General features: G+C 37.4%; 8 protein-coding genes and 1 tRNA gene. 2 read left to right on the forward strand and 7 right to left on the reverse strand.

Annotated elements, in window-relative coordinates; all coding sequences use genetic code 11:
- Positions 1-169: 169 nt before the first annotated feature.
- On the reverse strand, positions 170-1855 hold the full coding sequence (locus NTX22_17120) for a methylmalonyl-CoA mutase family protein (protein ID MCX6152250.1): 1686 nt from the start codon (positions 1853-1855) through the stop codon (positions 170-172).
- Between the two features lie 259 nt (positions 1856-2114).
- Here NTX22_17120 and NTX22_17125 point away from each other — a divergent pair.
- A tRNA-Asn gene (locus NTX22_17125) sits at positions 2115-2189 on the forward strand.
- 359 nt (positions 2190-2548) lie between these two features.
- Here NTX22_17125 and NTX22_17130 read toward each other — a convergent pair.
- From NTX22_17130 to NTX22_17145, 4 genes are all read right to left on the reverse strand, one after another.
- The gene (locus tag NTX22_17130; protein ID MCX6152251.1) at positions 2549-5044 is read right to left on the reverse strand and encodes a T9SS type A sorting domain-containing protein; all 2496 of its coding nucleotides are present in this window, start codon (positions 5042-5044) and stop codon (positions 2549-2551) included.
- A gap of 159 nt (positions 5045-5203) precedes the next feature.
- Positions 5204-7024 (reverse strand): right-handed parallel beta-helix repeat-containing protein, encoded by a 1821-nt coding sequence (locus tag NTX22_17135; protein ID MCX6152252.1) that lies wholly within the window; start codon positions 7022-7024, stop codon positions 5204-5206.
- A 105-nt stretch (positions 7025-7129) separates the two neighbouring features.
- Complete coding sequence (locus NTX22_17140) at positions 7130-9757, reverse strand: glycoside hydrolase family 3 C-terminal domain-containing protein (GenBank protein MCX6152253.1); 2628 nt, start codon at positions 9755-9757, stop codon at positions 7130-7132.
- A 23-nt stretch (positions 9758-9780) separates the two neighbouring features.
- Positions 9781-11499 (reverse strand): hypothetical protein, encoded by a 1719-nt coding sequence (locus tag NTX22_17145; GenBank protein MCX6152254.1) that lies wholly within the window; start codon positions 11497-11499, stop codon positions 9781-9783.
- Between the two features lie 162 nt (positions 11500-11661).
- On the opposite strand from NTX22_17145, the gene NTX22_17150 reads away from it, so the two are divergent.
- Positions 11662-11799 carry a hypothetical protein gene (locus NTX22_17150; protein MCX6152255.1) on the forward strand — a complete coding sequence of 46 codons (138 nt, stop codon included), beginning with the start codon at positions 11662-11664 and terminating at the stop codon, positions 11797-11799.
- 306 nt (positions 11800-12105) lie between these two features.
- Here the strand turns inward: NTX22_17150 and NTX22_17155 are convergent, their stop codons facing one another.
- Together NTX22_17155 and NTX22_17160 are read right to left on the reverse strand one after the other, a co-directional pair.
- A complete protein-coding gene (locus tag NTX22_17155; GenBank protein MCX6152256.1) occupies positions 12106-13293 on the reverse strand; it encodes a hypothetical protein in 1188 nt (395 codons plus the stop codon).
- A 56-nt stretch (positions 13294-13349) separates the two neighbouring features.
- Positions 13350-14225 (reverse strand): CxxxxCH/CxxCH domain-containing protein, encoded by an 876-nt coding sequence (locus NTX22_17160; GenBank protein ID MCX6152257.1) that lies wholly within the window; start codon positions 14223-14225, stop codon positions 13350-13352.

A 14225-nucleotide genomic window follows, 5' to 3' on the forward strand; every position in this document is an offset into this window, starting at 1 on the left:
TATTTTTCCTTCTTCTATCTCCTTTACTACTTTTTGTTTAAAGGCCCTACTATAACGTTTGATTATTTTTTCCTGCACTGTTTTGTCCTCCGAACTTAAGTTTTTTATTTTTCATGTGTAAACTTAACTCCGGACAACACACTACGTTCTTAGTTCTACGTTCTTAGTTCTACACTACCACGTTTTCTCTATATTCTCCAAATACTTCGCGCAGTGTGTTGCAAATTTCTCCAATGCTCGCATAGGATTTTACCGCATCAACAATAAAAGGCATCAAGTTATTTTCACCTTCTGACGCCGTTTTAAGCGCTCTAAGTTTTTCAGTCACTTCAATATTGTTTCTTTCTGAACGAACTTTACTCAGGAATTTCATTTGTTCTTCCTGGACTTTCATATCAATCTTAAGTAAGCCTGTTGGCTCTCCTTCTTTAACCTGGAATTTATTCATACCAACAATTATCCTTTCACCCTTTTCCATCTCTCGGGTAAATTGATAGGAGGCTTTTTGTATCTCGCCTTGCACATAACCATTTTCAATTGCTTCAATCATTCCGCCTAATGCATCAATCTTTCCGATGTATTCTTCTGCTTCTTTTTCAATTTGATTTGTTAAAGTTTCGATATAGTAAGAACCTGCCAACGGATCGATTGTATTTATCACTCCGCTTTCATATGCAACAATTTGCTGTGTGCGTAAAGCTATCCTAACTGAATCCTCTGTTGGAAGAGCAAGAGCTTCATCGCGCGAATTTGTATGCAAACTTTGTGTTCCGCCAAGTACAGCAGCCAAAGTTTGAATTGTAACCCGTACGATATTATTATCAACTTGTTGGGCGGTTAAAGTAGAACCAGCCGTTTGTGTATGGAAACGAAGCATCATCGATTTTGGTTTTTTTGCTACAAATCTATCCTTCATAATTTTAGCCCACAATCTTCTTGCGGCTCTAAACTTAGCAACTTCTTCCAGCAAATCATTGTGGGAGTTAAAGAAGAAAGAAAGCTGTCCAGCAAATTCATCAATATCAAGTCCAGCTTTTATTGCTGCATTAACATAAGCGATACCATCTGCTAATGTAAATCCAACTTCCTGTGCAGCGGTTGAACCAGCTTCTCTTATATGATATCCGGAAATTGAAATTGTATTCCACTTTGGAACTTCTTTGGAACAGAATTCAAAAATATTTGTAATCAATCTCATAGAAGGTTTTGGTGGAAAAATATAAGTACCGCGGGCAATATATTCCTTTAAAATATCATTTTGAATTGTACCAATAATTTTATCTCTTGTAACACCTTGTTTTTCTGCAACTCCAATATACATTGCCAGGAGCACGGAAGCCGGGGCATTGATTGTCATCGATGTAGAAACTTTATTTAATGGAATTTGATCAAATAAAATTTCCATATCTGCAAGTGTATCAATGGCAACTCCCACCTTTCCAACTTCGCCATTAGCCATTGGATCATCACTATCATAGCCAATTTGTGTTGGAAGATCAAAAGCAACAGATAAACCCGATTGCCCCTGTGCAAGTAAATATCTATATCTTTCATTTGATTCTTTGGCGTTTCCAAATCCAGCATATTGCCGCATAGTCCAGAATTTTCCACGGTACATGGTTGGTTGAACTCCACGCGTAAATGGATATTGTCCAGGAAAACCGAGTTCTTCAACATAATTTTCTTGATTTATATCGTTTGGAATGTAAAGTGGCCTTACAGGATTAAAAGAAGCAGTTGTAAATTCTTTTCTTTGTTCGGGAAATTTTGATATGGTCTTATTATAATTGTTATCTTCCCAAACCTCATAAGCGGTCTGGACTTTTTGCCGAAGTTCTTCTAGGTTAGGCATCATCTTCCTCTAAATAATTTTCAGATACTTTTAATTGCAAGTTATATGCCTTTAAGATAATGACATCTAATTATGATACAAGCATAAAAAAAATCAATAAATTTAGTTTTTCCAAACAATAATTATTTATTTTGCCATTAATGATTCTCAATTATTGGAATGAATGGGGGGAAAATAGAAAATTATTTTATTTTCGAAAATAAGTTAAACCCAACTTGATTTATTTGATGGTTATCTATATTTTTACACCACGAAATATTATTCCGCGATAGCTCAATGGTAGAGCACTCGGCTGTTAACCGAGATGTTGTAGGTTCGAGCCCTACTCGCGGAGCCAAAGGTGTCTGGTGTGCTAACTGGTTTACAAACCCCACTTTTTATTTCCGACCACAATTTTTCATACTTCCCATCACCCGTATTTTCAGTTCAATAACGCCATCAGTCTCTCCACTCTTAAATGAAAGAATGAAATAAACGGTTTATTAAAGAATCGGCAGGTTGATGTCCCTCAGTAGAAATTTCAAACTTCAAATAGTAGTTACCTTTCTCATCCACTATTTATAAAATAGTATTGGTGCCGCCAATATCAACACCAAGCATAACTTGTTTTAAACTCATAAGTCATGCTTTTTAATCTTAATTTGCAGGGTGAGCAGATTGTCACCCTGCGTTTATTTGCTAATGCGATATATGTCGTTATTTGATCAGCATCAACTTCTTAGTGCTAGTGAATTTACCAGAATTTATTTGATAGAAATATATTCCGCTTGTAAGATTAGAAGCATTAAAATTTACTGAATGCAAACCTGAATTTTGCTGTTCATTTACAAGAGAAGTAACAAGTCTACCAAGCAAGTCGTAAACCTTTAATGTAACTAATCCGGTTTTTTCAAGAGTGTAAGTTATTTTTGTTGCCGGGTTAAATGGATTAGGATAATTCTGTTTTAATGAATATGTATTAACAGCATTTTCATCTTTTTCAACACCAACAGGCTTCCAAAGATTTCCAATCCATGTATAAGACCATAGAGAAACATCCGCCCAAGACATGTCCTGGTCTTCTGGAGAGTAAGTTAAAATACCTTCTCTTTCTCCAGTAGCATCAGCATCGCCAACTCCAATATCAAGTTTAATTCTATAACCCTCAGTAGGACTAAAAACATTATCATTAAACAAGCTTCCTAAAATCGCAAAAGGAATACGTGCTTCAACTACATAACCGGTTGGGAATTTTTCCCCCCAGTAATATTCGGATCCGGGAACAAGTATATTATCGATACCTGAATCATCAAGCAATCTGTCGAAACAAAATCTAAAATGATAATCAGGTTCTACACCTCTTTGATAACCTCCATGAGAAGCACCATGCCAATTATACAATCCAATATAAAGATCCGGTGCATCATTCAACCAGGTAGTTGCTTGAGAATGTGAAATAATATCATCTTCAACATCAAAGGCTACATATAAATAATTATTATCCATAGCGAGATATGCATTAAGAGAAAGGTCAGCGTCATTATCAATAACGGTATTGTCTACAATAGTACCGCCCCCAGAAGGTGCCATATGAATAGGAGTAACGTTTGTCCATTCAGTTAAATTACCATCTGCAGCAAAATTTGCTGTAGGAGCATTTAAGGAAATAGTTACAACACCTTTTGCTTTAGTTGTAGTTGATGATAATGTAGGTGCAAGTGTTCCTATTATTTGAGATTGGCTTTGGCAGACAACTGCATAATAATATGAAACATTTTGATCAGTAACCGGAGCTCTTAATGGTTGAATAAATGACTGTGTTCCTGCACCAATTCCTGTAGCTGCAATCTCAACACCGGGTGCATTTATATCTGTAATCGGATCTAATGAATAATAAATACTATATGTTCCATTTAACTGTTTGGGAACATCAATCCATGTAATAGTATTTGTATATTTTGCATTATCAGATGCTACCGAAATGTTTGTAGGAGCTACAGGTGGCAGCACATCCAAGACCGGGTTGCCCGTCCATACATTTGATAAGTAAGTAACCTTACCTGTTACACTGTTATCTGCATTTTCTGTCATAATTGAAAATGCATTAATGTTTGAAGGATCAAAACCGGTTGTTCCATCCATTGGTGTAAATGCCAGTAATGCAAGACCATATTGATGCCACAAAGTATCATTTTCCGCCGTGAAAGTCATACCAAGCTTTGCTTGTGTTCCAACTACAGTTGTACTTGCAGATTCAAACTGAACTCTAAAAGTAGTTCCACCCGCAAATGTTTTCATGCTAAAATTTAAACTGTCGGGTATCCAACTTGCATTTAAATCAGTGTTTGAAAGGAAATTTAAAATGAATCCGTTTTTGCCATTTCCATCCTGGTTAGCCATCATCCATTTTAATGAACTTGAGTTTGTTACAGGACCTATTTTTTCTGCAACAGCAACAGTTGCACCACCAAAGACAGCAGGTTCCGCAATCTGTGGATTTAAATTTACTCCATTAAAAATAACAAACGGGCGCTCGTGGGCTCCTTTCAATCTTAGATCATCAATTATAAATTTTCCTCTTGCAATCTTTGTAGTTTGCACATTCGTGTTTAACTCAAAGCCCCAGCCTTTAATCTTATCAAGATCTAAGGTGCCGTTGCCGTATGAAGTCCCTCCCCACTGCGTTAAAGTAAATCCTTTATCATCATAATTGCCGTTTGCAACTAATGGAAGCGAAACATAATGCCAGCCGGGAGCATTCGTCATTATATGAAGAAATGAAAAGTATCTTTCGATATCACTGTACGAATATGTATTATTGCCGCTTGGTGAATTGCTGACTTCGTAAAGATTGAATCGAAGAAGGAAGTCAAATCCGGTATCTGCCGGTACTTCATTGTAATACCAAAAACTTATGCTGTCATAACCGGAAAAATCATATGTTAAATTTGGGTTGAGATTCCAATGCTCAAACACGAGTCTTTGTCCCCAGCTTTCCCAGCCGGTTGTACGATAGGTAACTTTCATAGCACCGGGACCTACCTTTACCGGACTTGTAATGTAATCTAACAGCAGTGTGTCTGTTGGAGCATAGTCGATATATTTAATCCAATAATTGGTATCTGCCGGTGCAGAGTCGTAGCCATCAACCAATTGGGCTAAAACGGATACACTGAAGATAAATACGAAGAAAAAGCTTAGTAACCCTTTCATATTATTACTCTCCTTATTTAAATGAAAAAATAAGTAGTTAATTATCGACTTAGATTTATTTATAATAATCTTTGCTGTAAAATATTTGGTGCTTGTTCCAAATGTCAGTTAATTTCAGTAAGTGCAATGATTTTGCTGTGAACGAGTAATACTGAACAATCACCATACCTTAATTGATAATAATCCGTCTCCCGGATTCTCAAAAGGTCCGGGTGTAGGATTCAATTCATTTCGCCGCTTGCCAAAGTAATCTGTAGTAACATTAACAGGCGAGCCATCAGGTTGTTCATAAGAAAGATTTGGTATAGAGGCTTTTCCAAGTATCTCTGTTGATATTATTTTATGCTTTCGTTCTTTCGACCATTCTTTATCGAATTTAATTTCAAGGTAAAAATCATCTGACTTCTCAATTAACTTGATCATAGGATCAAAGTAATGTTTGAAGAGAGGATCCTTTTCAAACTTAGAAGGATTGGCACCTTTTAGGAACACATTGCCATCCATCCATACGGGTAATTGAACATCATCGTAACTACTCATATCGAAGTGTTGCACAAATATATTGTTATAATAGCGATCATCCCCCAATGGGTTATCGTGAAATCCTGCAGTCTCAGTTGAATGTGGCTTGAGGAATGGTGTCAAACGGCTGTCGAAAGGAAGTACACTTAATGTCCCGGAAAATAAGTTATGAACGTAAGCACCTCCTTGCGATTGGTCTACCAGTGACACAGGTGAAAGAAAAAGATTGTTGTCCATCAGAAATGGTCCATGATCTACTTCTACAAAAACATCTTCACCATTATCATGAAATAGATTCTCAGAGACACGCGTGCCCTGTGCCATCCAGTCGAGCCATAACCCACGGATGGTTTTATAGATGTGGTTCCGGCTGATAGTGACGTCAATAGCTGCATGGAACTTGATTGCCGCCAACTCTGCGCCAGCAAACCATTTTAGCACGCGAATGTCGTGGATGGTATTACCGGTGACCGTGCTGAATATAGCGCCAAGACTGCCGACGATGCCCGCTTGCTCGCAATGAGAGATGATATTGTTGCGAACGAAATGGTGTCCAATACTTTCCTTCATCCAGCCGTTTGTGTATGCGCGCTCGATGGTCTTGACGTAACCTTCTGCAGCATTTTCAGAAGTGTTATCCCATTGATCGCCGGATTTACCGAGTGAGATACCGGTACAAATTGAATACTTGATTACATTGTTTTCGATAATCCAGCCTTTACTCCAGTTAGTACCAATTAAGCCAATCTGCTCTGCGGTGGGTGGTGCCCACGGTGTTGCTGCATGCTCCATAATAAAGCCGCGCACAGTAATGTAGTTGATGCCTGTGTTTTTCGGATAGAACACTGTCTGACGAACGTTGATCTCGACCATTTGTTTATTTGGATTGATTCTTTTGAACTGCGCCCAGATTGTTGTACTATCTTTTTCTACATTTCCGAACCAGAGTGCCTCAGTTCCAATAGGTTTCATTACATCATCAAGATTGGCAGCTTCCGTAAGCCAGTAGCCGTTAAGATAGACAGCACCTGTATGATGCTCTCTGCCCTCAGGATCAAACCAGTCGCCGTGGATGAGGTCATTGTAAGGATTGAATTTTCCAAAGAATGAATTTGGAATAATTACTTTCCAAAGATCCCCCTGATCTTTCACCCAGTTCCTGATAACTTCGGAACCTTTGATAACAACTTCCTCCCCATGTGCTGCTTCATAGATAATCCGTTTTGAATCCGATTCGCCTCCGCGAGGAGGATCAATACGTTCACGATAAACTCCTTGATGTACGATGACAATATCACCCGGCTGTGCAAGTTCTGCAGCATGTTGGATTGTTTTCAGCGGTGCTGTTAATGTACCTGGATTCGAATTGTTTCCATTTTTAGAGACGTGTAGTTCAGTACAATTAATTAATGTGGCAGATAATAAAATGATTGAGAAAATTCCGATTATCGTTTTCATTTTGATCCTCCTTATCATTGAACTTAGATGGAGTTATTATTCAAAGTAAATGCTTCCAAACTTTAAAACTTGACTACTGAATAACAATTGAATTACCACTGAACACTATTCGATCATAAAATCATTACCGGAAAGTACAACCTTTGTTTTAATTATTTTTTTGTTCTTCAAACCAGCCGTATACGGTTGTTCGCCACCTGCGAATATTTCTACTTCACCAGAAATAACTACTCGTTTATTTGAGTTATCTATAACCGACATGTTATAAGGTGTTAGATTGAATTCAACAACTTTCTTCTCACCTTTCTTCAGGTGAATTCTTTTAAATCCTTCAAGCGCAATATTTGGAACTGGAACTGGTGTTTGTAAATGTTTGATATAAAGCTGCACAACTTCATCGCCGTCCATCTTCCCATTATTTTCAACTGTTACTTTTACATTTAGTGTGTCACCCGTTTTCATTTTTTTTTGCATATGAAGATCACTGTATCTAAATGATGTATAGCTTAAACCGTAACCAAACTTGTATAAAGCCTCACCTTCAAAATATCTGTAGGTTCGTCCCTTCATATTATAATCTTCAAATGTCGGAAGTTGATCTATAGATTTATAAAAAGTAACAGGCAATCTTCCGGCAGGATTGTAATCACCAAAGAGAATGTCGGCAATTGCGGTACCTCCTTCCTGACCGGGATACCACGCTTCAAGAATAGCGGGTAAATTTTTATCTGCCCAATTTATTGATAGCGCGCTTCCATTCATTATAATAAATACAATAGGTTTACCGGTGGTTTGTAATTTCTTTAGCATTTTTTCCTGAACTGCCGGCAGATCAATTGAAGTTCTGTCGCCGCCTTTAAATCCTTCATACGGAACATCCATCTCTTCACCTTCAAGTGACGGGGAAATACCGCCGCAATAAATTATTACATCCGACTTCTTTGCAATATCAAGGGCTTCCTTAAGACGGTCTTTTCCAAACACATGCCAGGAAAATTTAATGCTTGCGCCGCCTGCTTTTTGGAAATATTCTATTCTTATTTTATGCTTGCTTCCTTTTTGTATTTCAATCGTGCCGGATTTAGTAGTTGGTGCATGTTCAGTCCAATCATCAATCAAAAGGCTGTCATCTAAGAATAATCTATACCCGTCGTCGCCTGTTAGGGCTAATTGATATTTACCATCTTCGGGCGCTAACAATGTACCTGTCCATCTCACGGAAAAGTTTTCTAAAGGAAATCCTTTTGGAATGGTTTTGCCTTCAAAGTTAAAATCAATGAGTGTATCAATTCTTACTTCTTTAGGATTTCCGGAGATGTCCGGATTGGTAAAGTACTCTCCCTTTAATCCATGCTGGTCTTCCGAAAATAAATATTCGGTTGGGACATTCTCAATTGTTGCCATTCCTTCCACGTAATCATTCCCAATGGCATAATAAACTTTAGTCTGCTTTGAGACTTTATTTTTTATTCCCTGTAAAGGAGTAACATATTTGGAAGGTACACCGTTATAGTTTCCATACATTACTGTTGCATTGTCGGCATTTGGTCCAATCACTGCAATGGCAGTTAAATCTTTTTTCAAGGGTAGGAGATTTTTTTCATTCTTCAACAAAACCATACTCTGTTGAGCAGCGATAATCGAAAGCATGCGGTGTTCAGGTGAATCATTTATGTCCGGAGAAATTTTATTGTAAGGTACTTTGTCTTCAGGATCGAAATCACCAAGCCTGAAGCGTGCTTCCATTAATCTTTTTACAGACACATCAATGTCTTTTTCAGTTAAATATCCTTTTTCAACAGCACCTTTGAGATGACTAAACAGAGTGCCGCAGTTAAGATCTAACCCGGCTTTAACGGCTAAGGCTGCTGCTTCCTCCATAGATGAAGCATACTTATGAGTCGAATATATATCTCTGACCGCATCGCAATCCGATACGACATAACCTTTGAAGCCCCATGTATCTCTTAGTAATGTTGTAAGAAGATACTTGCTTGCACTGACGGGAATACCTCTAAAGCTGTTGTACGCAGACATAATAGAATAAGCCTTACCTTCCTTGACACATGCTTCGAAAGCAGGAGCATAAGTATCAAGAAAGTCCCGTTCATTTATTTCGGCGTCGAATACATGCCGTAAAGGTTCGGGTCCGCTGTGGACAAGATAATGTTTTGGTGTTGATACCGTCTTCAAATAAAAAGGATCATTGCCCTGCATGCCTTTAACAAACGCAACTCCCATCCTTGAAGTAAGGAAAGGATCTTCACCATAAGTTTCCTGTCCTCTTCCCCAACGGGGGTCGCGGAAAATATTTATATTCGGCGACCATACAGTTAAACCAATGAAGCCTTCATTTTTATCTTTTATATAAGCATTATATTTTGCTCGGAACTCATCTGATATTACAGTTGCAACATTATAAAGAAGACTATCATTAAATGTTGCAGCTATTCCAATTGCCTGTGGGAAAACAGTTGCAATGCCTGTGCGAGCCACACCGTGCAGCCCTTCATTCCACCAGTCGTAATATGGTATACCAAGCCTCGGTATAGCCACAGCAATATTCATCATTTGCGAAATCTTTTCATCTAATGTCATCCTTGAAACAAGGTCATTAACCCGTTCCTCGATTAGTAAAGTCGGATTTTTATAAGGTTCATTCTGTGCCGTTAAATTAAAAGTTAATATTAAGCAGAATGAGAAAACAAACAATAAGAAATGAATTTTTTTCATCTATGTATCCTATTTTACTTTGATTATTTTTTTTGTATTAAGTTCTTTGCCATTAATATTTCTACTTCTGATCCCTGAGTATGATTGATCCGCAAAACTCCTCCGTTATCCAGACCTTTCCATATCCAACCTTCTTTGATTTGACTATTTTCCTGATCGGAAAGATTTTTAATTTCCCCTATTGCAGAACCATTCACTTTTACAATTTCAGGTTTTAACATGAGGCGTAAAACTTCTGTAGAAGATTCATCATAAGTTGTAAACTCAATTTTATCAGTTGAATAAAATATCTTTTTTATAACTGATGATGAGCTTAGTAAATGATTTTCATCAGGTGGAGCCCATTCCGGAACCGCAGCTAATCCTTGCATAAAATGTTGGATATAATCACCATAGCCATCCGAAAACCATGCGGTGGTCCAATCTGGTCCGGTCCATACATAACCATTATCCTCACACATATAAGTAGCAAAATTAAAATAGCGAAAAGCCTTTTCTTTATACTTATCTTCCCCGGTTTTTTCATACCACAGTGCGCAGATAGAAGCATAACGCGCCGTATGGCTGCCCATTGGTTCATAGCACCAGGTCTGTTCTCTAATTGCATCCATTCCCTCAACGGCAAAAGTGCTGGCAACCCAATGTAAAAGTGCTGGGATGTCATTTCTCCAATTAGAATCTTTCTCAGGATGGTTTAAAATATAACGGGCGGTTTCCATCGGAGTAATTTGTACTCTGTTTATTCTATTTGTATCGCTGGGTACATCTTCAAAATAACCATTCCAAATAAAAGTTTTCATAGGACCATTTTTTGAGAAAAGCCAGTCCCAAGCCTGCTTACCAGCTTTTTGATAAGCTTCAATTTTTTCCTTTTCAAGAGGAATGGTTTTTTTTATACGTATTAGTTCATCAAACAACCGGACAGGAGTAACTACATTGGAGCAATAGTCATCTTTAACTTTACCGGTTTTAGCATTTACTCTAAATGCCCAGGGTGATGATATAGAAAAGTTAGTGGCAAATTTTGTATCGGGCGCAGAAACGTTGCGTATGTTTTTAGCCAGAGCATCTGCACAATTGATAGCTGCGCTAAAATATTTTTCTTCTCCAGTGATTTCGAAAAATTTTAAATATGCTATTCCAAGTTCGCCAACCTTATCCGGTTCAATCACATAAAGTCCGTCTCCTCGTCCTTCATTTTCCCATTTGGTAGCTCCATTGTAAACAATACTTCTTGGATCTGCACTTGCATATGGACAGTTCGCCCAAGTCCAATTTGATGGTGTAGTTCCATTTGATATCATTTGATCCAAACAATCTCTAACAATAGCAATATAGGAATTGTCGCCCGAAAATATTCGGTAATCTAAAGCAAGACTCTGTACGAATCCGGCAAATATACAAGCAGGGTTAGGCATCCAATCAGATCCGCTTGTTCCTTTATAAAAATCTTTGTTTTGTCTTGGTCCGTCAAAATCGGCATGAACCATATAAAGTTTTAATTTGGTCGTTGGTTCAACCGGACAATCTTTTACAAACTGAGAAGCTAATTTTACAACATGAATATAACCGGCACCCGGCAATTGGGGTTTGTACCAGGAAAGAATTTCTCCATTATTATTGCGAATTACTTTATGTGAACAGATAGTATCAATTGGTAAAACTGGTCTCTTATAATCATTCTGTGGCAACAGGTTATATATAATTAAGAAGAACAGAAAAATTGTATAAACTTTTTTCATCGTTCTTATTCCATTCTCATTTGACGTTTATTACGCTTTAATTGGACCCAACTCGAGCGATTAGATCGTTAAAAAAGCCTTTTGGACGATTAAGTATTTTAAAAATAATACCTTTGTAATGTTGAAAAAACTGAAACAAACAACCCAAAAGTTGAAACAAAGATGCTAAAAAACAGTCATAAAAACCAATCCATCTTTGGCGAACAAATTAGTAAAATTGAAATAACTAACGAAAAAATTTCAGGAAGAGGTGGATTAGCATTCTTTCTTCGATATGTTGCACAAATAGAATTTTATTAAATCTCTGAAAGAATATTGGGTCGTATTCGAATGGCATCAAAAGGTTTGTCATAATATCATTTCATTAAACAGATGCTTGCATACTTTATTGACGGTTTTTATATGAGTATTGAAAGTTTTACTGATAGGAAAAAATAAAAAAGAACAACTTACTACAAGCAAAATCCGTTTCGTAAAGCTTCTCACCGTTTACCTAAGGTTCCCCTTTAACCATTTACTCTACAAACCAATATTTTATTAACAGTAAAAGAAAAATTTTAAGAGGGACTTCCATAGTCCCTCTTATATTTGAAAAACACTAACCTATTATTTCCGTAATTCCACAATGGAAGATTTAAGCAACTCGACAGCATAATGAGTATTATGTGATCCTTTACTTTTATCATGTTCAACAAACAAGAAATTAAATAAAGCACCTGCTCTGGATGCCGGGCGGATTTTAAGTGCATTACTTCCACTACCGGCATTGATTGTAATACTACCGTCTGTAGCAGAAACAACTATCCACGGGTTCTTTGCACCAACATTCCATTTGTTAACTACATTTACATCAAGCAATAAAGTTTGCAATGTATCCAGATATGCTTCTATTGCCGTGTGACTTCCAAGTCCATTGGTTAATGTTGAGGATGCACCAATATAATCAACTTTAAAACCAGCAGCATGACAACCTGAGGTTGTACAACCTGTTGTTAGAGATACAGGTTGATGCGAAGTATTGTCATAGCTTATATTCATTGTATGACCACCTGCTATTCCGGAACCTGCGGTAGCATCTGCCATATGGCAAGAAATACAGCCTTCTTGTTTAATTGTTGTATTATCAGTGTGATTGGAATTTCCTGTATAAGTATAATCAGCAAATTGGAATCCACCTTTTCCCATCAGCATTTGTCCCTGAACTCCGTAATGAGGATACCATCTATTGTTGTTGATGGTAATTGTATCGGTTAATGCAGTTTTGGTTGGATCTGGTTTAGGACTTATTGTGCGTGGTTTATGGCATTGAACACAAAGATTACCTTTACCATAATTAAAAGAATAATCTGCCATACCTTGAATTGGAGAAGTAATAGTAACTGCATTGATAGTGCGTAGTGCAAAATTACCATTAGCATGCGGTGAATGACATGCAAAACATCCTGGCGGCGAGGCATCTACATGATTAGTAACTGTTTTACCTTGCATTTCCTGGATAAAACCTTCGGTTGTATGGCATCCTGCACATGTTGAACTGTTACGTTCAAAATCTCCACCAACAAAATGTTTAGATAACTGCCATTGATATCTTTTAGCCCAGACGTAGTAGGTTGTATCCTGGTCAGGGTCATGGCAGTCGCCACATTTAATCCCTTCCTTGAATCCTTCCAGGTTAAGTAAAGTTGTATCACCCGCTGGACCTGTTGGACCCGCAGGACCTTTACATCCATCAAAGGAAATTATTAAAAATCCTCCGATTACCAGAAGACAAAAAAAGATATTTTTTTTTCTCACATATCCCTCCTTTTTCTTTTTTAAGAACTATAAATTGATTATACCAAAATCCCTCTTTAATAATCTATATCCTTACCAAATAAATTTAGTTTACCATCAATATGTTTTGATGAATTTATGAATTGTAAATTTGCATTCACAACATCTCCGTGGCATGCAGAACAAGTAAGTACATTTACGTGTGTTCCACCTTCCGCCTGAGTTTTGGGTAATGCTTTTTCAGCAATCGTTGTTTTTGTAGGATCACCATGACAAGTTCCACATGCTGCCGAGGATGGATTTGTCCATACAGGTGCATTCTGTGTGTTACCATTTTTAAATGTACCATGACAATAAGTATTAGTGCAGCCCGCAGTTGTAAAATTGTACTGTGGATTTGGTTCAAATAGTGGAAGTTGAGAATCATATTCTGAAGTTGATGGTTTATTCGTTATAATATTTGCAAAAAAACTATTGAACATCACTTCGGCTTTACCATCATCAATATGACCTGCTTGATAAACACTTACAGGAACATTATGGCATTCTGAACAGGAAAGAGTTTTTCCTTTTGAATTACCTTCAAGATGAACTTTATGCGCACCAACTCCACGTTCTGTAATTGCAGTGTTTCCATTAAGATCACGGCTATCTTCATGGCAAGTTGCACAGTTTTCTGGTCCTGCGGGTTGGTTATGACAAGTAAGACAAGAAGCTTTAGATAAGCCTCCATCGTACATTATTCCATGACATTGCTGGCATCGTTTCATATCCCAATTGCTGCTTTTAATAAATGTCCCATGAAAATCAGGATTTCCAGCTTTAGCAAATCCCGCACTATGAACTGCAACACCGGAAAAGGAAGTTGGGATGTTTTCTTTTATATCTGCACAGGATAGGAAAAGCAATCCAAACAAGAAAAATGAAATTATATATTTTACTTTTTTTTCCAT

Source organism: Ignavibacteriales bacterium, from assembly GCA_026390815.1.
In the GTDB taxonomy this organism is placed as follows: Bacteria; Bacteroidota; Ignavibacteria; order Ignavibacteriales; family SURF-24; genus JAPLFH01.